This is a genomic window from Clostridium sp. ATCC 25772, assembly GCF_001573875.1.
In the GTDB taxonomy this organism is placed as follows: Bacteria; Bacillota; Clostridia; order Clostridiales; family Clostridiaceae; genus Clostridium_J; species Clostridium_J senegalense.
This window is the reverse complement of record NZ_LFRG01000004.1, coordinates 1-19,492: the sequence shown is the minus strand read 5'-3', so window position 1 is coordinate 19,492 and position 19,492 is coordinate 1. Positions and strand designations below refer to the sequence as shown.

The following is a 19,492-nucleotide window of genomic DNA, read 5'->3' as shown; positions in this document are numbered from 1 at the left end:
AAATCACCTCAATTTAAATTTGTTTTCTTTTAATTCGTTGTCTTGAAATTTGTTCTTAGTATTTCTTAATTCAAACTCTATGGCATTAAAGATTGCTTTAATATCTGCATCACTATACTCATATACTGCCTTATTAGAGCAATTCCCTAGAAGTCTAAGAATATCAATTATTTTATTTGTTCTATTTTCAGCTATTCTTACAAATTTATCATGCTTACTTTCGACCATAAAATTCACCTTCTTTAAATATATGTTTAATATGTAATTATTATACAGTATATATTATGTATATGCCAACATTATTTTTATTATATTTTTTACATATTAAAAATATAGGCCATATAATTTTTATCTATTTGAATTTATACAAACAAAAAAACGGTCAAGGTGACTTCACCCCAACCGGCATATTAATAATTTATTCAATTACAACCTCAATATCCGTCCCATAAAATAAGTTTACAATTATCTTCTCCACTATCCTAAAAAATAAATCCTCATCAAATTGTTTTATTGGTTTTGAATTTTTTAAAATACCAATGAACTGCTTTGCCTTATATCTTACTAAAACATCATCACTCTTTAAATGTTCCTTCCACTTTTCCATAAAGTAATCCTTATTTTCAATCATTACGTTGAAGGTATCTATGAAAGCTTGGTATAAAACCTTATCATCTATATGTTTATTATTACAGACTTTCTTACCTTTTCTAATATATCTTCTATTACATCTCCAAACAATTCTCCTGCTCAATTCATTTGTGGAGTTCCAAACCTTTCTCTCAAAAACACTGCCTCAGTGTCCACAAATAACTTTTCCTGCAAAAAGATTAGTTACTGTAGCATAATCTATTTTTACAATATCATGTTCTTTAGCAAAAATTCTTCTTCTCTCCATCTCAAGCTGTACTGAGGCATGCATTTCTTTATCTATAATTGCTGGGTGGCTTTCCTCCACATAATACTGTGGAACTTCTCCATTGTTTTCTGCCCTTTTCTTGGTAAGAAAATCTACTGTGTAAGTTTTTTGCAGTAGTACATCTCCCTTGTACTTTTCATTTATTTATAATCATTTCTCCTTGCTGAAACTTCTTTCTCATTCTCCATTTGATGTTATCACTTACATTTTTGCTTTCCTCTTGAGGAAAAGAAGAAAGGACAGTGAGCATTAACTCACCATCCCCTGATAAGGTTTCTATATTTTCTTTTTCGAATTTCATCTCAACACCTATATCTTTAAGTTGTCTTACAGTTTTCAAAACTATAGTATTATTTCTTGCAAACCTTGATATAGATTTCGTTATAATCAAATCCACTTTTCTATTCCTTGCAATCTTCAGCATCTTTTGAAACTCTGGTCTTTCTTCAGTAGTTCATGTTAGTCCTATATGTGCAAATACTTCTATAAACTCATAGTCTGGATTAGCCAATATAAGATTTTCATGATATTGTATTCGATTTTCTAGTGACTCACCTTGCTTTTCACTATCACTTGAAACCCTTGCATAAGCACATACTTTTTTCTTTTGATTTTGCAATTTTAAATTAGGCTCAATAATTCTTACAAGCACTGTAAATCTTCCTTTATATCAAATTTATACTACTATATATCCCTCTAAAGGTGATAGAAGTCAAGGTTTTTAGAGTTATAAAAAACTACTTATTAAAATAAAAAGGTAGTAGAAATTACACTACCGCCTTTAATCAAAAATACCTATACTGTTAATAAGAATATAAATTGTTATTAAACTCATTAAACAAGTTATTATTCTTGTTAATTATTCTTATTATATATATTTTCAAAATAAGATCTTTTTTTCTTATTTTGCTCTTCCTCTATAGCTTCTTCTTTAGCTTTTTTCATATTTATTTCTCGTTCTATTTCTTTTCTCTTACTATTAATCTCACAATTTAAATAATTAATTTTATCATAAATCTCTTTACACCAATTTCCTTTCTCTACCCACCTTAATTTTGAATAGAGTTTTACAAAATCACTATCTTCATCCCAATTAATATATTCATTTGCTATTATTGATTCAGCAACTTTTAATTCCTTCCCATTATGAACTAGTGTTATTGTAATTGTCCAATCTGCCCACTGCGATATATCTACTCTTATACCATCTAATTCCAAAGTTCTTCCTAAAGCCAAAAATTCCCCGCCTTCATATGCATCATTATTATTGATTTTCAGATTAATTACATCTCCATATTTAGCTACATAAAATAGTGTATTTAAATCTATTTCATCATTTACAGTTTCTACTATGTTAGTTTTGTTTTTTTCCTTTCTTGATATGAATTTTTTTATATTTAACATTTAGCACCTCCATAAAATTAATTTTATAAATGTAATAAGTATTTACACTCAATATTATACTTATGAAGGTTATTATACTAAATATGATTTTGCCACTTGAATCATCTATTACATACCATAATCGTTGCATCAAAATCTAATACCTTTAACCTCCGCACTTGCTTTTCTGCATTTTCTCTTACCGTATAACATCCTCCCATAACTCTATAAAGAGTTTGTTCACTTGTGGCTTGCTGCTTTTGCTGAGCTATTGCTTTATTAGATTTATTTTCTTTATAAATTATACCTAGCTGAGATAATATAGCTTTAGCTATTTCTATAATAATTTCATTTCTTTTTCCATCAAATAAAATATTATCATTTGTACTATCAATAAATCCAATTTCAATTAAAACCGTTGGACATCTAGTTTCTCTTAGTACATGATAGTCAGCGGTCTTTACTCCTATATTAACAAATCCAGCTTGTATTTTTTCTGCCAGTGCTTTAGCTTTTGTACTTGCACTTAAATAAATATAAGTTTTAGCACCTCTAGCTTTTTCTAGCTTAAAAGCATTTCTATGAAAAGATATGAAATAATCATAGTTGTTTTTATTTTCAAGATGGCACCTTTCTTTCAAACTTACTGTAGTCATCCACAATAGTTCCTTTTATTCCCAATATACAAATAATTTAGCAAACTACACTTTATTATAAATCTGATACCTTAACACAATTCTTCTACTTGTGAGTATTTGTAAAACTCCCTAACCCTAAAATCCCCTTAAACCGTAGTATAAAGGAACATAAAATACACATTAATATTTAGTTAAAATCCTTCAAAGCCTTTGATATCAGGCTATTTCTTTGATATCTTCACTACAGTCTCCACGTGTAGTGTATATGGAAACATATAATCATGAAAATTACATGCCTTCCCTATACTTACCTTAATTTTACAAATAAACTTATTATCAATCTCCTAGTATATATTTTTGAATAAAAATAATTATATTTCTACATTTCTTTAAAATCCTAAAACATTTAATTTTCAAGCCACTCTTTCTTTATTATTTCATGTGAATATTCACTAATATCTATACTTGTAATATCATTTAAATATATTAAACTAAAATGTAAATGTAAAATTTTACTTGCTCAAAAACAATTATTTTAGATTTAAATTAAAATTATTATTTTTATTATTAATATACTTATTATGAAATTCAATATATTCATTACTTATATTATGTTTTATTAGTATAATATTTTCTCGTTTTAAGTTCAAATATTCTACAACATTACTATTTAAATCAATACTTATACCACCTTTATCAAGGCGTACATGATGATTAGGACATACTACTATCATATTCTCTAATACATCCGGTCCTCCTAAATATAAAGGCTTAATATGATGAACTTCTGAATAAAATTTATCTCCTAAATCAATTTTTTGTCCACAAATTTGACAAGTGTTTGAATAGAAATCTTTAATGTATTCAACTAAAGTTCTGTCTCTTTTATATACTGTGTTTATTTGCATAATTCTTTCACTGTTTTTGAAATAAAATTTTTTCAATCTCTCATCAGTACAATATTTACTCTCAGTAATATAATCAATTAATATTTTTTTATGATTTTGATTATTCAATATTTGTTTTTTTAAACATTCTATTCTTCTAACATAACTTTTTTCTTTTAGATATTGATAATCAGCTATATTAGTAGACATATTAAAACTCTTTAATTCACTTACAATTTGATTTATTTCATTTTCTTCTTTAGCTTTTAAATACATAATGCCATAGACTTCTTTTAATCCATCATCTATATCATCTCTAGTCCATTGATTTATTCTACTTTTTTCTGTTAAAAATATATTATTTTCAAAAATTTTTCTTGCATTTTTATAATTTTTTTGCTTTTCTATCAGTTTAATATAAAAAGCAATTGACTTTGGTATTTCTTTATCATTCATCTCCAAAACGATATCTTCTACTTCCTCATCTTTATTTGCTATTTCAAGTAAATTTAAATATCTTAAACTATGTCTAATTTTAGTAGATTTAGTATTTCTAAAGTTATTGAAATTTTTAAATATCCTCCTGGCATCATTATAATCTTCTATAAAAAAAATTATAATGTAACTCATTCCCAATTTGATTTTTTTATCCCAAAGATTTAAATTATTTATTATAGATTTTACTTCATTGTAATTTTTAGTTTCTACTAATATGTGCATTAATAAATTTGAATCTATACCTTTTCTTTTGTTTAACATAATCTTTTCTAATATTAAATCAATCACAAATTATTCTCTCCGTAATATTTTATCATTTTAAATTTTATATAAACTCTAATATAAGAATATATAAATGTTATCATTTAATTATATCCATATTTTTATAACTATACTCATTTATTGTATTTAAAATTAATTGAATTTATTTTAAATAAATTATTTATATATGTATTTATACTATTGGACTTAATGCGTAGTATCCATTGTGAACCTGCCATCAATGACAAGTAGAATAACCAATACTTAAAAATATAGGTTTATTCTCATCTTTAGCTTTTTCAAAAGCTTCATCACACCATGAATACCAATTAACAGGATTATAAGCGTGTTGAAGAAGATAAGGGGATTTTTCATTTATTAAATTATTAGGTACTTTCTGATTTGTTACCATAATATCATCTCCAATAACTATAAATTCATTTTCTATTTGCTATTACACTAATAATATACCCTTTGATCCTTAAAATATTAAAAAGCCTATCTATATTTTGATAGGCTTCTAAGTAGTTAGTTATTAAATTCTTTAACTACAAAGTTTTCTAATATAAATTCAGCCACTAATCTTTTATAAATTACTTTAAATATGCTTTATATAAATACACATTCTTTTAATAATTAAACATTAATTTTATTCAATACATATTTTTTATTATTATGACCATACTATTAATGAAATTTTATAGGTAGGAGGTAGTACTTATGGCAAAAGCTAAACAATATGTTGATCAAAGTATGACAAATGTGCAAAATACAGTTTCATCATTAGAAAAAGCACTTACTTCAGCAGAAAAAGCAGAAAATAAGACTAAAATTCAATCAGCAATAGATTCACTTAATTCTGCATGTCAACAATTATCTAATTTTCAAGATTAATACTAAAAAATCCTATGTTTTAAATAAGCATAGGATTTTTTTCTACTCATAGTTGACTTACAATTAACATTATTATTTTCTATAAGAGTTCTTATCCATTCATAAGTAATTCACTCTTCAATTTTATCTAATGACTTTATTATATTCTCCATAAAGATTTTTATTGAATTTAAAGCATTTCCAACTATGCTTTACTATTTTGGGTATCCAAATCTTAAAATGAATAATTTTAAAGGTCAATTCGCAATCCTATGTCATCTCCATTTTAAACACTTTTTAAAAAGAAAAAACTAGCCTACTGTTACATATAATAAGCTAGTTATATATTACTTTATTCTAAAAATATTGCTCTCCAGCTCTACTAATTTTAATTCAAAAATGTCTAGTATAGTCCAATTATCTAATTGTAGATGTCATTAAACAATTCCATATTCTTTTAATAACTTTTCAATGTCTGTTCCTGCTACTTGTTTTAAAATTTTACGTCTAGTCATTGGTGGTAAATCAAGTTTTGGTTTTTCTCCATCTAATAAACATACACCTGCATTTAATAAATAACGAATATCATATCTTGAAGAAAATACCTCAGGAACTCCTTTTTCAACTCCAGTTAAAACATATACTGCTTCCATAGCTGTACGGCCTGAGTATTCTATAGTAAATACAGTATCACGGCCTGGATCATCCAATGTCTCAGCAAATTGTCCAAGGAAAGCAAAATTTACTGCATTCTTTGGTACAACATATGGACGATCCCCAGCTGCACGAGGCATAAATTGAGATGTTATAAATGGCATCATAACAGGAATTGAGCTACATGATTCTGCTAATTCTTCAATTTTATCTGTAGGAACTCCTATATGATATAACCATTCCTTTGTGATTTCCTTACCAGTACAATCTCTCATAGGTTTTTTAATATAATCTCCAGGAACATCAGAGAATAAACCATATACCCAAACTAGAACATCTTTTTCTGGCTGTCCATAATATTGTTCTTGACGGTTTATTGTCCAACTCATCAACCATGAAGAGTCCAGTGCTGTAACTATTCCTCCTGTTACAGTACGTCCACCATATGGTGAACGTTTTGTGATTTTTTCAATGTACTCTGGAACACGTTCATCATGACAAGTTACTGTACAAGATTCCCAATTAGATTTTTCTGTATTTGTACAGAATTTGTCTGGATTTCCAAATTCATCTGATTGTGATGATATATTTTTCCATAATTTCCAACATCCTTTTGGTTCTCTATTAAATGGTGCAGGAGTATTGTCATCACCATATCCTGAACCTTCAGTCATAGAACCATTAGTAATAAATACTAAATCATTTTCTGTTAAATCAATAGAGATATCTTTTCCAGCTTTATTTGTTGCAACCATTCTCTTTGCAACCTTTTTATCATCTGAAATCGAGAATTCAACATTGTTAACAGTAACTCCATATTGAAATTTAGCACCATTGTCTTCTAAATATTTAACCATAGGTTTTATAAATGAAGTGAATTGATCATGTCTTGAAAATTGTAAAGCTGAAAGGTTTGGCAATCCCCCAACATGATGAATGAAACGAGTCATATATAATTTCATCTCTAAAGCACTATGCCAATTTTCAAAAGCAAACATTGTTCTCCAATATGTCCAAAAATCAGTTTTTAAAAGTTCTTCGGAGAAAATATCTTCAATAGATTTATCTTCAAGTTCTTCATCTGGTATATTTACAAAAGTAGCTAATTCTTTTGCTAAATCTTGACCCAAATTGAATTTACCATTGTCATAACGTTTACCTTGATTTTTAGTAATACGACAATTGCTATGGTTTGGATCATCATAGTTTGTATAATAAAAATGATCTAAAACGGTCATATTAGGATCCTCTGTAGATGGTAATGAACTAAACAAGCTCCATAAAACTTCAAAATGGTGACCCATTTCACGTCCACCACGTGCTACATAACCCATATTTTGACGAACCTCTCCGTCCATAGATCCCCCAGGAATGTCTAATTGCTCTAAGAAGGTAATTTTGCTGCCATCCATGTGAGCATCACGAATTAAAAAACAACCAGCAGCTAAAGCCCCAATTCCAGTACCAATTAAATAAGCTTTTTTATCCTCAATTCCCTTAGGCTTTCTTGCATTTACTAGAGCATGATAACTTCCATTTGTAAGGGTAAGTCTATCATCATGTGTCTTTAATTTCATTATTATCCCCCTCTTTCTTAATTTTTTAATAGTTTTGCAAATGCTACTATTATATTTAGAGTGAATATATAAGTCTTCCTTTAAATTTGTGGATACTTATTATCTGTAAGATCTCTATAAATCTATAATATAGTTTTTTTGTATTTTTTTCATTAGATAAATAAACTGCGGTGTTCGAAATTTAAACACCGCAGTTTATTTATCTAATTATTAGGCATCTACGTCAAAGTGTCTAATAAAAAGGATTTTCCTTATTGATTCCAACTATACATTATTTAAATCAGCACTTCTTTTAAGAGATAACTCAATGTTCCCATCGAAAAGCTGTCCGATTCTTCTAATTATAGTATCAGGGTCATCTTTCATCCCCACAGCAATCCATTGTATTACCATTTCAGTAAGGGCACACTGATAAAATGAAGCAATCAATTTTATATCCTCCAAAGAAGCTGAGATACCATCGCTTACTCTTTCAATATACCGAATCATCACATTTCCTGATACATTGTATATATAGTTCACTAGTTCTTCTCGCTGCATAGAATTATATACATGATAAATGGCTATTTTGTTTTCTAAAGCAAATTTGGTAGCTACAATAAAACTCTCCTCCCAGGAAAGTGTATCATTATATTCATCAATTATTGTCTGAAGTTCTGTTTGGAATATCTCTGACAAAAGTGCATATATGTCTGTGTAGTAATAATAAAAAGTATTTCTATTTATTTCACATGCTGTAGCAATATCCTTAACTGTAATCTTGTTAAGTGGATGTTCATTCAGCATCTTTATAAATACCTCACGAATCATTTTTCTAGTATATTGCTTAGCCAAATTTCCACCCCCCAATGCTTTATCTATATTGAAAATTATAACATAGGGTAGGTTATTTTTAAATAATCCATCATCATATGATTTATAACCTTATCATCTATATTCTAAACAATTTTGAACGCGAAAAAACTAAGGTACTATGCTGTTTTATATGTAAGTTTAAATTATATTCTAATTGAAAATGTAAATACACATTCTTTTAATAGTTAAACACTAATTTTATTGAATACATATTTTTTATTATTATGACCATACTATTAGTGAAATTTATATGTAGGAGGTATTACTCATGGCAAAAGCTAAACAATATGTTGATCAAAGTATGACAAATGTGCAAAATACAGTTTCATCATTAGAAAAAGCACTTACTTCAGCAGAAAAAGCAGAAAATAAGACTAAAATTCAATCAGCAATAGATTCACTTAATTCTGCATGTCAACAATTATCTAATTTTCAAGATTAATACTAAAAAAGGGGCTGTCGCAAAATAATTAAAATAATTAGGAGCGACGCTCCTTTTTTGCTATTCAATAAAAATATGTTTTTGTTAAATTTTTATATACCTTCATTTTACCATTATGATTTATTTAGGTACATTTTTGTTTATATTAGTAATAACTGCAATTTTAACATTCATACATTATTATTTCTGACATTATAACCTAAGAAAATAATCATCTTTTGGTATTAAACCCTCTAAATTTAATAGTAAAACCACTTCATATACATTATTAAATTTTTTCTTGTAATTAATCATATATTAAGTAAATTACATATACAAAACAAGCTATTGCTCCTCTAACCTTAAGTTAGTTTTGCAACAGCCCATTTTTCTACAATAATTATATTATCTTTTTTACAAAAAATTTATTAATCCTGTACTTTTTTAACTCTAATATTATTGATCAAATCTATCTACTTTAAATAAGTTTATATCTTTATCTACTTCTCCATAATATAATTTACTTAACATCATTCCACCTAACATAGCAAATAATATACCATTTGCTCCATAACCTAAGCAATACCATAACTTAGAATTAGTCGGATCTTTTCCTATAAAACCTAAATTATCTTGAGTGGATGCAAATGCTCCACAATATTTATATTCTATTTCTATATTTAAATTTGGAAATAAACTTTTTAACCTTTGTTCTAACGTTTCATAACTTTTATTACATAGTTCTTTATTATATATATCTGGTATAAAGTTTATATCCTCACCACCAATTATTAATCTGTTGTCTTTAGTTGCTCTAAAGTAAGTATAAGGATCTTTATTATCTCTAATAATAACATTTTTATAAATATTCTCAATATTATCTATTGGTTTAGTTGCAAGATTAAATGTAGTAGTTTTGGTTCCAAAGGCTCTTTTAGTAAAAATTCCTGTATTGTAGCCTGTAGCTGCAATAATAATTTTACCTTTAACTTTATAACCATATACAGTTTCTACAGTAACATCATTTTCTGAATATTGAACATCTAAAACTTCTGTATTTTCGTATACTCTTAATCCTTGTTCACAACTTACCTCAATTAGATGTTGAGTAAATTTATAGGGGTCCAATACAGCTCCTCCATTTTTACCTATTACACCTCCTTTTACATCAAATAGAAATGGATTATTATCTTCATCAATAAATTCTACAGGTAATCCTGCTTCTTTTCTTATATAATACTCTTCTTTCATTTCCTTATTTTCTAGTTTCTTATCTGTATATAAAAAACTGTCTACTCTTTTAAAATTACATTTATTACCATGTTCATTTATAAACTCTTCAATTTCATCTAATGCTTCTATTCCAAGATTATATGATCTTATTATATTTTCTATACTTGTATATGACTTTAGCTCCATAGCATTATCATCAAGTTCATATTGAAGCAATGATGTTGTTATACTAGTACTACCATGACCTATTCTTGATTTTTCTAAAATAACGCAATTAATATTATTTTTACTAAAGTAGTGTCCTAAAATTGCTCCAGTAACTCCGCATCCTACTATTATTACTTCTGTATCTATATCTTCTGTTAAATATTCATATTGTTTTATAGTTTTATTAATTCTTGTAAATATACAATCACCTTGTACATATTGTGTATTCATATTAAAACACCTATCCTTATGTATAATTTCAATATTAAAAATATATTTCTTATGCTTTTGTAATTAATCCTCTAGAATTTCTTAAGTATTTCTACTTTTTTCAGGGACACCCAATAATTCATATAAATCATTAAAAAATTTAATACTTTTTTCAGAATCAATATTCTCTTTTACTGGAACCTCTAAGTAAGGTATATTAATTTTATTCTCTTTTAACATATCATCTAACACTGCCGTCATTACTCCGTAAGTCCCTTCTACTTGATCACCATTTAAATCTGGCATCATAGACTCTGTATTATATTTGTTTACTTTATGCTTACCCCAATATATACTACAAGTTGGACTTCCTTGTATTCCGATATAGCATAGAGGAGTATTATTATTGTTTCTAAGTTCACATACCATATCCACATAAGATTGAAGTTCTTTTCTACAATGTTTTTTAAAAAATATATTGTCATATTGTTCTCTTCCTTGTGGATTTCTCAAGTAACCCATTGCCGTAAACTCTGGGCAAGGTAATTGAATAATACTAATGTGTTTATCTAAAAAATAATCTATTATTTTTTGAGAAAAAATAAAGTTTTTTCCTAATAAATGAACCCTAGTAGCTGGGTTCAATAAACAGTGTGAAACTATTATGAAATAACGCTTTCTTTTAGACATATTATAATCCCTTCTTAATTATTTATATTTTAAGATTTATTTTTTCCTAAAGTATATGGTTATATTCTTAAAACACTAAAATATAGGTTTACCTTTTTATTGTAAACTTGTATAAATCTATAATGAATTAGGCTCACTATTTTGTGTATTGAAATTTTAAAATAAATAGTTTTAAACAATAAAAAACTAGCCTAATGTTAAATACAATAAGCTAGTTATATAGAGAAACAAGTTCCAATTTAAATTTATTCAATAACTTTAAAATATTTTTATAAAAGATACAATTTTGAATTCTATGTAATTAGAAGCTTGTCTCACTATTTTAGGTGTCCAAGTTTTGAAATGAATAATTTTAAAAGTCAGCTTGAAACCCTATATATTACTTTATTAAAAAATATTGGTTGTTTTAAGAAGTTTAAGTTTTAAATAAAGTTTTAGAATTCTTATGAATAGCACAGTATACTACTCCCTACATATTTAGAAATTCTCTTGCTCATATGATAGGTTAATTATGTCTTCTTCTGTAATCTCTCGCAATACTTTGCAAGGATTACCTACTGCAATCACACCTTCTGGAATATCTTTATTTACCACACTTCCTGCCCCAATAATGCTACCTTTTCCAATAGTAACTCCACCACATACAGTTGCATTAGCACCAATCCACACATCGTCTTGTATTGTAATAGGTTTTGAAGTTCCGATTCCTTCTGCTCTTTGTCTTGAAAGTATAGCATGACCAGAACAGGCTAAACAAACTCCAGGAGCTATAAATGCATTAGCACCAATATGAACTGGAGATGTATCTAATATCACACAATTATAATTAATTACAGCAAGTCCGTGGGTATGTATATTGAACCCATAATCACAACGAAATGATGGCTCGATAAACGTTAATGGATGACAGGTCCCTAGTAATTCTTTTAAAATACTACTTCTCTTTTCACCTTCAGATGGTCCCGTTTGATTATATCTCCAACATAATTCTTTTGCCTTTTGTTGTAATTGTGATGGCATATCTTTATGATTTGAAAAATATCCTTTATTTTGTCTCATAATTTCTGTAAAATCCATTAATCTTATTCCTTTCAAAGTTATATTTGTTTAAAAATTGTATTAATAATCATTATGTATACTACTTTTCAATAATATAAATTTATCAATAGCCTTCTCAAAATAAAATTCTTCACTTTCTATAATTCGTTTTGCTCTAGGTATATATAAAAAAGAAAATAATTATTCTTTATACTTCATTAGTTCCATAATATTTCCCACTAAAATATTATGTATACAATTTCATTCTAAAGTTCTACTTATAAAAACATATTATATATATTACTCTTATTTTACACACATTAACTAAAAAAATCCAGTTAGGATTGTTTTATGAACCCACAAATAACTTCTATTTTCATTTTTATATTTACTTACTACTTCTATATCTGTTCCATCAAGCACTGTCATTTTTTCTACCATAATTTCTTGTATTATAGCCAAAACAACTGGAGCTAATTTAAAAATATGTCAAGTACGGGTTTATTAAACAAAGAAAAACTAGCCTACTGATACATACAATAAGCTAGTTATATAGGAAAACAATATCCAATCTAAATGAATTGTAGATGATTAGGATCATGTCTCACTATTTTAGGTATCCAAATTTTAGAATAGATAATTCTAAAAGTCAACTTGAAACTCTATATATTACTTTATTCTAAAAATATTGTTTTAACTCTTCTATTGAATTCAACTCAAATATATCCGTTGCAATTACTTCTAAAGTTTCTTCTGGAAGTGATTTTATTTTTTTCTTATATTCATCAGGTACTTTTTTAAATTTCTTAATTAACATTTTAATTAAAAGTTCAGATTTTCCTTCTTCTCTACCTTCTTTTATTCCCTTTTCCATGCCTTCTTTTATTCCCTTTTCCATGCCTTCTTTTATTAAACTTTTACCTAATTCAGTCATTCGCAATTCCTCCTTTACTTTCTCCAAATCTTTTCCACTTAAAAATTTATTTGCAAAAGCATATAGTATTGATTCCACATCGTACTTATAATCATTGTTTATATCTTTTACTATGTGTATAGCGTTAATTATTTTATCTGCTATTCTTATATTTCCTCCCATAATAGGAGTGAATGTTAAAGATATTACATCTTGTTTTTTAATATCCTTACCTAATTTTATTTTTTCTACAATATCATTATATATCTTATCTCCATCTCTACTCGCCATAGATATGGATTTAACTTTATATTCATTTATTCCAGTTTCTAAAGTACTCTCTGGATTTTTTATATTACCTGAATAAACAACATATGTAACTGCATCTTTTCCAGTCTGATGACTTAATAATGCTTCATAGGCTCTGAATCTTCTTAAATCCAATTTACCTTTATTCGTTGTTTGAAATTCAAAATGTATAAAAGTGTCATCTTCCATTAGAAAGGTGTAGTCCATAAACATATTTTTAGTTCTGATGCTTTCAAAATTATCAATCTCCTTCTGAATTTTAATCAAGAAAAAACAGGGTAATTTAAATTCCCTGTTAATTTGAAATATCTATCTTTTATTACTTTAGATTTTGTTATTATCGTATGATATATCAACTATTTTATATGAGAATTCATTAAATCTAACTATATCATTTAATTGTTTATTAATTAATTTCTTTCCTAAATCATTCATAAACTCTTTTTGATACCATTCTTCTAATTTCAATTCAAATTTCTCATTTGTTTCTATATCTTGCAATATAACTATTGCTCCCCAAGTAATAGTATCAGAACTTTTAATGTCTTTATTATCTTTAAATCCAATAAAAACATTTTTATTATGATAATTAATATACTTTTCATTAATATTGTGTTTAATTATTAAATTCTTAGTATTTAATACATTATTTTTGTCATAATGAACTATTTTTCTTTCTTTTAAATTTATTGTTATAACACCCTTATCAAATAAAAGATGATGGTTAGGACATAAAACTATCATATTATATAAAATATCAGGATCTTCATGATAACCTAAAGGTTGTATGTGATGTACTTCAGAATAGTATTTCCCATAACCTATATCTATCCTATCCCCACAAACTTGTCATCTGTTTTTATATATGATTTTTAACTTATAAACCAATTTCTGTGATCTAACTATTTTTTTTATTTTAATAGTTTTTCTATTAGGGGTAGTATTTTCACTTATTTTTTCTATCTTACTAAAATTATGGAACATATTTTCTTGTTTGTCTACCGAATTATGTTTTTAAATGTATCAAATTTTTTTATATCAGATATGATTGTACACCTGCTATCTCCAGTACATTTACTCTTTTTCTTCTTTGATTGTTTTATATATTTAGCTTGATTTTGGTAATAAACTCCATAATGCTTTGCAATTCTTTCATAACCTTTGTAATCGTGTTTATTTAAAATTAATATTCTATATACAGTTGTAGTTATATATTTTTGTACATTCATATTTTTAAAATACATCTGTTTAATAACTTTTTCAAATTCAATTGAATTGCTACAATTTAACAATTTATTTTTCAGCTCATTTTGCACTATACTATTATTTTTTTCATCATTATTTTTCATATGCCCCCCCTAATACATTCATAAAAAAATACCCCAAGAGCTTTATCTCTCAAGGCTATTATTGTATCTTTATATCTTTCTAAATTTCACATTATATCATGATTTTTACAGTATTTTCAATGGACAGCTACGGTGTTCTTTATGACTGTTGTCTTACCTATAACTAACCAAATTCAATACACAATAATTAAAATTTACTTATTATATTCTAATAAAAATCTATGCTCGATTGAAAGATACCCTCTTTCATTTTTACAAATACCTGCCCAGTCTAAAATAGCACAAACTACAAAACCTGGTCCAAATGCCGATTTACCTTCTTCTACTGCATGAACTTTATTTGCAATATATCCTTCTACGGAATTCAATGGAAGTTTATCACTACCCAATTTAGCACCTGATTGAGCCTTACCTTTTTCTGCTTTACCGCCATTTTTCATTACTATCTCAACAGCAGCATCAAATACTTCCCAAGTTAAATGATTAGCAACTGGAATTTTAGGAGAAATTAATCCATTTCCATTGTTATCATACCATATCTCACATGGTTTACCACTAAAAAGTGGTACTGATGTTTTACCACCACATCCATTTAGTTTTTCCTTTATTTTTCTTATAATTAAACTATCATTAGATTCTATGGATAAAGATTTAATATTAGACATTTCTGACACCTCATCTTTATCTTCTTTGTAAGTTTCAATTCCTAAATTAGTAAGAATATCTCCTAGTTTCTTTTTTACTGCTGGATAAGATATGCCTATATCTCCTTGTATGGCTTTTAAATTCCCCTGATATTTTAGAAAAAGAAATATGAAATCTATATCTTCATTAGACAAATAATCAAATTTACTAAGTTCAAACTTGCCTGTTAGCTCTAGTTCACATTTATCACATTCTAGACGTGTTGTTATTAATTTATTATTGCATCTTGGACAATATCTTATTAATTTATTTTCCATAATTATCCCTCCTATATATTATATAGTATTACTAGTATTTTAAAATATCAATATAGTTATTAATATTTTTAATATCTAGTTTAATATTTTCAATATATATCTTCTTTTAATCAAAAAAGACCAGTAATTAACTCACTAGCCTTGCTAAATCAAACATCTCTGTTATTTTATCAATACCTTTCTTTATTCATTCTCTTTACAACTTCATCATATATTAAAGCTATTTTACAGGTTTTATCTGAAATGTTGCTTGTTGTAACCCTTTCATAGTTTGATGAAGAAAAACTAAGTGATTCTATAACTTCATCTTCTAATGTTAATTCCATTTTATAGAACTCATATTTCCCAAAGAAAGTTTTATTCTGTGATTGGCTATCAAGATAGCTTCATTCTTGATTTATTGCTATCATTCAAAGTAAAATGAGTAAAAATAATATACTTAAATACAAATCTAAGTGCTGAAAAGTAGAAATCCGTAGCCAAATAACCTAACAATAAAAAAACATTTTATTGCAATTGCTAGGTTATTTTATATTTCACTTTCTAAATATAACATTTTTTCTTCACGTAATTCATGCAAAGTTTTATTATTACCTTTAATCATAGCCCAGTCATAAATTCTAATACTAGACCACCCTGTTACCTTTTGTCCCCATTTATTAAAAGTAAGTTTTTCACCATTAAAATTAACATACTTACTTTTAATAACCGTTGCGTCTGAATTATCTCTGTTCTTAATTACTACAATGTTTCCACTTTTAATAATTCCCCACTGAAATAACTTATCCATACCAGGAGGTATAGTTCTAGTTATAGATGTATAATTTATATTCTTATATTTAGATACCTTTTTACTATCCACCTCAACATAAAAATTTTCCATTTTCTTTATTTACAACTTGTTTTCCAACCACAAGAAAAATTTCATCTTCAAATATAATATATATGTTTTTTCTTTAAAACTCCTCTATATGTTCTTCTCTTAAGTTTAAAGATTTAAAGTTTGTATTTTCTATTTCAATATCTTCAATTTCTATAGAATATTTTATTTTTACTGGAATTAACATATGATTTATCTACCTAATTATTTTTGTATTTATGATAACAATCTTTAGACATACTTTCATAACATCATATTATAAACTTTAAAATAATACTGAGTAAACTTTATTAAATTCCAAAAAGCTCATCTATATTATATATTCTAATTTTTATTGTGATGTCTTTTCCATTAATTTCTTTTGCTCTTGCCGTACCATATATATCAAAATCCCAATATTTTTTATTAATCTTATTTTTATACCTTGATTTATATATATTTCAGCTCTTTTAAAATCTATACATTTAAATTAAATGCAATATCTTTTGAAACAATAGCTATTTTACTTTTATTTAATGATTTTTTTTCATATATGAATATAAAGTATAATAATTCTATTATCAACTTCATCCATTTAAGTTTCTGTAAATGGGAAATTTCATATACATTAAATTCTCACAAACAAATCCCGTTACTTCTATTAACATGTTATCTACTAAAAATATTTTTTTGTAACCTTACTGTTTCATCCTTCATTTTACTAACAGCATTCTTTGGATAACAATATCTATACCAACTTTTCTTAAACACCCTCTTTAATACCATTAACATTCAGTGTACAATTTAGTTCTAGTAACTGTACTATGTCCTTCTCCATCTACTTTCATTGGAATGCAGTAATGTTCAAAATTCACACATATTTGTGTATGAATATTATTATCTTTCAATCTCTTTCTATTTCCTTAGTGTCATGTGTATTTCTCTCTAAATTTATTTCTAGGAAAGTAATTGCATTAAACTTTACTGGATTTAATGAAGAAAACATAACAACATTAGATTCATCATAGATTGGATATCTATATTCGTTTCCTAAAAATCTCTACGAATTGTCATGACTCATTTCATTGTTACCAATTCTAATCTCATATGTTGGAAACTTTATTCTTATTTCTTTATTAAATAAGTAAAAATCGGAGAATTTTAATTGCATTTTATCATATTTCATTTTGACATTTAAGTTTTCAAAAAATTTCTTGTCTGTTGAAATTCATTTTTAAATTCTTAAAAGTTATCAACATACATTTTTTGATCAGATTCTTTACTGCTCAACATATGAAACGTCCCTTTCTTTCAACAACAATTTATACAACACCTCCCTAAATTTGAATTTATACCCAAGCAAAACTTATATATCAAACTGACTATTCTTTTAAAAATTTAATCTAATTTTAAATATTTAATTTTAGATTTTTGTTCAACAATGCTTTTAAAATTATTCTTTTTATCAATTTGCTTAATTTTATTATTTACCATATTATAATTTTCATTTTCAGTTACAATTATTAATATACGATATGGTATACGATTGGTATTTTCCGAGTAATTGCTAGTTTGTTTATCAATGTTTGCCAATACTTTATTAATCCATTCAGTATTAATATTTCCTTTTATATACTTAATCTCGAATATATAATCTTTCTTTAAAAGATATTTGCTAGTAGCAATGATATCGTATTCAAAAGCTCCAATTTTAACATTTTGTACTATTTCATGTGTATTTCCAAATTTTTTATTAATCCTTATGAATAATTTATTTTCTATCTCCATATATTCGTGTACCGTGCTACTTTTGATATTTCCAAGAATCTTTTTATCGTTGCTTATTTCTTTTTCAATTTTAATTCTCTTTTCTTCTGAAGAAATGCCAATTTCCTTCTTTAACTTTTCATTTTCTAAAACAGATTTTAAATCTACTTGCCCTTGAGCTTTTTTCCATCCGTAAATTCCAAATGCTATTAGTGTTAGTCCTATTATTATTGCAAATCCTGCTATCATATAACACTTATTACTATTAATAAGATCTAAAAATAATTTTTGTTTAATATTAATAATTTCTTGTGATGTTTGCGTTAACTTATCAAATTCCTCTTTTCTAATAAGTAAATCAACATTCTTATTAAATAGTAAATAAAAAACAACAAACGGCGATAATATTAATATAATACCTACTGAAATCACAAACTTGTAGAGACTCTCAAATTCTAAATATTGCATTGTCTTTTCACCTCGTAGCTATTGTAATATTATTTTCTGTGTACAAGCATTCTGCCTTTAATAAATTATTTATATCTTTTACAAAACACTTTAATTAATTAAGTTTGTCTCAATAATAAACATTACATTATAGACATAATAAACTATTTACTATTAGTTCCTTGAATAAATTATAATTATATTATACTTCATAATTTCCAGCTTAACCGGTAATTTTTCATTTTCGTACAGATCTCTTGTTTAATAGCATCGCCTAAATTCAGTATATCAATTTGACACATGCGATTAATTATAACTTGCTATCCGTAAATTGGTCAAAATCACTAAGTTTCAATTGTTCAGACAACCTATCTTCTTGCAATTGATTTGCTATATATTCTTTTATTTTTTAGTAGTTTTACCTACAATATTAATATAATATTCTCTATACCCAAATTCCCTGTTTATTAATGTCAATATTTTTTTGTATGATTGTGCCAATATTCTTATGTACAGTTTTGCTAATTAGTTTTATTAGATAT

At 26.3% G+C, this 19,492-nt stretch carries 22 protein-coding genes and 2 pseudogenes; 2 read left to right on the top strand and 22 right to left on the bottom strand.

All coding sequences use genetic code 11. The features are described from left to right. Nucleotides 1-3: 3 nt before the first annotated feature. The 9 genes from AZI32_RS01975 to AZI32_RS17815 all read right to left on the bottom strand — a co-directional run bounded on the left by AZI32_RS01975 (nucleotide 4) and on the right by AZI32_RS17815 (nucleotide 4,998). Entirely contained in the window at nucleotides 4-228 is a 225-nt protein-coding gene (locus tag AZI32_RS01975) for a hypothetical protein (RefSeq protein WP_061994244.1), read from the bottom strand. A gap of 190 nt (nucleotides 229-418) precedes the next feature. After that, complete coding sequence (locus AZI32_RS18890) at nucleotides 419-754, bottom strand: recombinase zinc beta ribbon domain-containing protein (RefSeq protein WP_242865247.1); 336 nt, start codon at nucleotides 752-754, stop codon at nucleotides 419-421. Between the two features lie 42 nt (nucleotides 755-796). Further along, the gene (locus tag AZI32_RS18885; RefSeq protein ID WP_242865250.1) at nucleotides 797-1,033 is read right to left on the bottom strand and encodes a recombinase family protein; all 237 of its coding nucleotides are present in this window, start codon (nucleotides 1,031-1,033) and stop codon (nucleotides 797-799) included. A 22-nt stretch (nucleotides 1,034-1,055) separates the two neighbouring features. Beyond that, on the bottom strand, nucleotides 1,056-1,343 hold the full coding sequence (locus AZI32_RS18880; protein WP_061994243.1) for a recombinase family protein: 288 nt from the start codon (nucleotides 1,341-1,343) through the stop codon (nucleotides 1,056-1,058). Between the two features lie 30 nt (nucleotides 1,344-1,373). Continuing rightward, nucleotides 1,374-1,571 carry a hypothetical protein gene (locus tag AZI32_RS18875; RefSeq protein ID WP_061994242.1) on the bottom strand — a complete coding sequence of 66 codons (198 nt, stop codon included), beginning with the start codon at nucleotides 1,569-1,571 and terminating at the stop codon, nucleotides 1,374-1,376. Between the two features lie 203 nt (nucleotides 1,572-1,774). After that, a complete protein-coding gene (locus tag AZI32_RS01955; protein WP_061994241.1) occupies nucleotides 1,775-2,323 on the bottom strand; it encodes a hypothetical protein in 549 nt (182 codons plus the stop codon). A gap of 101 nt (nucleotides 2,324-2,424) precedes the next feature. Then, nucleotides 2,425-2,958: an N-acetylmuramoyl-L-alanine amidase gene (locus tag AZI32_RS01950; protein WP_082761103.1), complete on the bottom strand. Its 534-nt coding sequence runs from the start codon at nucleotides 2,956-2,958 to the stop codon at nucleotides 2,425-2,427. Nucleotides 2,959-3,470: 512 nt separating this feature from the next. Beyond that, the gene (locus tag AZI32_RS01945; protein ID WP_061994240.1) at nucleotides 3,471-4,613 is read right to left on the bottom strand and encodes an HNH endonuclease; all 1,143 of its coding nucleotides are present in this window, start codon (nucleotides 4,611-4,613) and stop codon (nucleotides 3,471-3,473) included. A gap of 211 nt (nucleotides 4,614-4,824) precedes the next feature. Further along, nucleotides 4,825-4,998, bottom strand: a complete 174-nt coding sequence (locus AZI32_RS17815) for a DUF255 domain-containing protein (RefSeq protein WP_206406622.1) — start codon at nucleotides 4,996-4,998, stop codon at nucleotides 4,825-4,827. Between the two features lie 308 nt (nucleotides 4,999-5,306). Between AZI32_RS17815 and AZI32_RS18725 the strand changes: the two genes are divergently transcribed. Next, a complete protein-coding gene (locus AZI32_RS18725; protein ID WP_010297230.1) occupies nucleotides 5,307-5,480 on the top strand; it encodes a hypothetical protein in 174 nt (57 codons plus the stop codon). 416 nt (nucleotides 5,481-5,896) lie between these two features. On the opposite strand, the gene AZI32_RS01940 is transcribed toward AZI32_RS18725, so the two are convergent. Then, nucleotides 5,897-7,690, bottom strand: a complete 1,794-nt coding sequence (locus tag AZI32_RS01940; protein ID WP_061994239.1) for an oleate hydratase — start codon at nucleotides 7,688-7,690, stop codon at nucleotides 5,897-5,899. Between the two features lie 264 nt (nucleotides 7,691-7,954). Then, nucleotides 7,955-8,524, bottom strand: a complete 570-nt coding sequence (locus tag AZI32_RS01935) for a TetR/AcrR family transcriptional regulator (RefSeq protein WP_061994238.1) — start codon at nucleotides 8,522-8,524, stop codon at nucleotides 7,955-7,957. 289 nt (nucleotides 8,525-8,813) lie between these two features. Here AZI32_RS01935 and AZI32_RS18720 point away from each other — a divergent pair, with 289 nt between their 5' ends. Further along, nucleotides 8,814-8,987: a hypothetical protein gene (locus AZI32_RS18720; protein WP_010297230.1), complete on the top strand. Its 174-nt coding sequence runs from the start codon at nucleotides 8,814-8,816 to the stop codon at nucleotides 8,985-8,987. A gap of 435 nt (nucleotides 8,988-9,422) precedes the next feature. Here the strand turns inward: AZI32_RS18720 and AZI32_RS01930 are convergent, their stop codons facing one another. The 11 genes and pseudogenes from AZI32_RS01930 to AZI32_RS01890 all read right to left on the bottom strand — a co-directional run bounded on the left by AZI32_RS01930 (nucleotide 9,423) and on the right by AZI32_RS01890 (nucleotide 18,971). Beyond that, nucleotides 9,423-10,637, bottom strand: a complete 1,215-nt coding sequence (locus tag AZI32_RS01930; protein ID WP_061994237.1) for an FAD-dependent oxidoreductase — start codon at nucleotides 10,635-10,637, stop codon at nucleotides 9,423-9,425. 81 nt (nucleotides 10,638-10,718) lie between these two features. Next, the gene (locus tag AZI32_RS01925; protein ID WP_061994236.1) at nucleotides 10,719-11,306 is read right to left on the bottom strand and encodes a DUF523 domain-containing protein; all 588 of its coding nucleotides are present in this window, start codon (nucleotides 11,304-11,306) and stop codon (nucleotides 10,719-10,721) included. Nucleotides 11,307-11,783: 477 nt separating this feature from the next. Beyond that, nucleotides 11,784-12,383, bottom strand: a complete 600-nt coding sequence (locus AZI32_RS01920) for a sugar O-acetyltransferase (RefSeq protein ID WP_061994235.1) — start codon at nucleotides 12,381-12,383, stop codon at nucleotides 11,784-11,786. A gap of 285 nt (nucleotides 12,384-12,668) precedes the next feature. Next, nucleotides 12,669-12,806: a hypothetical protein gene (locus AZI32_RS18230; protein ID WP_157450824.1), complete on the bottom strand. Its 138-nt coding sequence runs from the start codon at nucleotides 12,804-12,806 to the stop codon at nucleotides 12,669-12,671. A gap of 217 nt (nucleotides 12,807-13,023) precedes the next feature. Beyond that, a pseudogene (locus tag AZI32_RS01915) lies at nucleotides 13,024-13,788 on the bottom strand (DUF4351 domain-containing protein); the annotation flags it as partial. Between the two features lie 102 nt (nucleotides 13,789-13,890). Further along, a pseudogene (locus tag AZI32_RS01910) lies at nucleotides 13,891-14,400 on the bottom strand (HNH endonuclease); the annotation flags it as partial. A gap of 164 nt (nucleotides 14,401-14,564) precedes the next feature. Beyond that, complete coding sequence (locus AZI32_RS01905; protein ID WP_061994232.1) at nucleotides 14,565-14,915, bottom strand: hypothetical protein; 351 nt, start codon at nucleotides 14,913-14,915, stop codon at nucleotides 14,565-14,567. A 194-nt stretch (nucleotides 14,916-15,109) separates the two neighbouring features. Continuing rightward, nucleotides 15,110-15,877 carry a DUF2089 family protein gene (locus AZI32_RS01900; protein WP_061994231.1) on the bottom strand — a complete coding sequence of 256 codons (768 nt, stop codon included), beginning with the start codon at nucleotides 15,875-15,877 and terminating at the stop codon, nucleotides 15,110-15,112. A 170-nt stretch (nucleotides 15,878-16,047) separates the two neighbouring features. Continuing rightward, on the bottom strand, nucleotides 16,048-16,203 hold the full coding sequence (locus AZI32_RS18225) for a hypothetical protein (RefSeq protein ID WP_157450823.1): 156 nt from the start codon (nucleotides 16,201-16,203) through the stop codon (nucleotides 16,048-16,050). A gap of 203 nt (nucleotides 16,204-16,406) precedes the next feature. Further along, entirely contained in the window at nucleotides 16,407-16,760 is a 354-nt protein-coding gene (locus AZI32_RS18785) for a hypothetical protein (protein ID WP_061994230.1), read from the bottom strand. A 1,374-nt stretch (nucleotides 16,761-18,134) separates the two neighbouring features. Beyond that, nucleotides 18,135-18,971, bottom strand: a complete 837-nt coding sequence (locus AZI32_RS01890; protein WP_061994229.1) for a hypothetical protein — start codon at nucleotides 18,969-18,971, stop codon at nucleotides 18,135-18,137. Between the last annotated feature and the right edge of the window lie 521 nt (nucleotides 18,972-19,492).

What these genes read in the sequence shown, in the direction of transcription:
- AZI32_RS01925 (WP_061994236.1), bottom strand. Translation starts at nt 11,306, where the DNA reads ATGTCTAAAAGAAAGCGTTATTTCATAATAGTTTCACACTGTTTATTG.
- AZI32_RS01890 (WP_061994229.1), bottom strand. Translation starts at nt 18,971, where the DNA reads ATGCAATATTTAGAATTTGAGAGTCTCTACAAGTTTGTGATTTCAGTA.
- AZI32_RS17815 (WP_206406622.1), bottom strand. Translation starts at nt 4,998, where the DNA reads ATGGTAACAAATCAGAAAGTACCTAATAATTTAATAAATGAAAAATCC.
- AZI32_RS01905 (WP_061994232.1), bottom strand. Translation starts at nt 14,915, where the DNA reads ATGAAAAATAATGATGAAAAAAATAATAGTATAGTGCAAAATGAGCTG.
- AZI32_RS01920 (WP_061994235.1), bottom strand. Translation starts at nt 12,383, where the DNA reads ATGGATTTTACAGAAATTATGAGACAAAATAAAGGATATTTTTCAAAT.
- AZI32_RS01930 (WP_061994237.1), bottom strand. Translation starts at nt 10,637, where the DNA reads ATGAATACACAATATGTACAAGGTGATTGTATATTTACAAGAATTAAT.
- AZI32_RS01900 (WP_061994231.1), bottom strand. Translation starts at nt 15,877, where the DNA reads ATGGAAAATAAATTAATAAGATATTGTCCAAGATGCAATAATAAATTA.
- AZI32_RS01955 (WP_061994241.1), bottom strand. Translation starts at nt 2,323, where the DNA reads ATGTTAAATATAAAAAAATTCATATCAAGAAAGGAAAAAAACAAAACT.
- AZI32_RS18720 (WP_010297230.1), top strand. Translation starts at nt 8,814, where the DNA reads ATGGCAAAAGCTAAACAATATGTTGATCAAAGTATGACAAATGTGCAA.
- AZI32_RS01940 (WP_061994239.1), bottom strand. Translation starts at nt 7,690, where the DNA reads ATGAAATTAAAGACACATGATGATAGACTTACCCTTACAAATGGAAGT.
- AZI32_RS18880 (WP_061994243.1), bottom strand. Translation starts at nt 1,343, where the DNA reads ATGCTGAAGATTGCAAGGAATAGAAAAGTGGATTTGATTATAACGAAA.
- AZI32_RS01950 (WP_082761103.1), bottom strand. Translation starts at nt 2,958, where the DNA reads ATGACTACAGTAAGTTTGAAAGAAAGGTGCCATCTTGAAAATAAAAAC.
- AZI32_RS01975 (WP_061994244.1), bottom strand. Translation starts at nt 228, where the DNA reads ATGGTCGAAAGTAAGCATGATAAATTTGTAAGAATAGCTGAAAATAGA.
- AZI32_RS18785 (WP_061994230.1), bottom strand. Translation starts at nt 16,760, where the DNA reads ATGGAAAATTTTTATGTTGAGGTGGATAGTAAAAAGGTATCTAAATAT.
- AZI32_RS18225 (WP_157450823.1), bottom strand. Translation starts at nt 16,203, where the DNA reads ATGGAATTAACATTAGAAGATGAAGTTATAGAATCACTTAGTTTTTCT.
- AZI32_RS18725 (WP_010297230.1), top strand. Translation starts at nt 5,307, where the DNA reads ATGGCAAAAGCTAAACAATATGTTGATCAAAGTATGACAAATGTGCAA.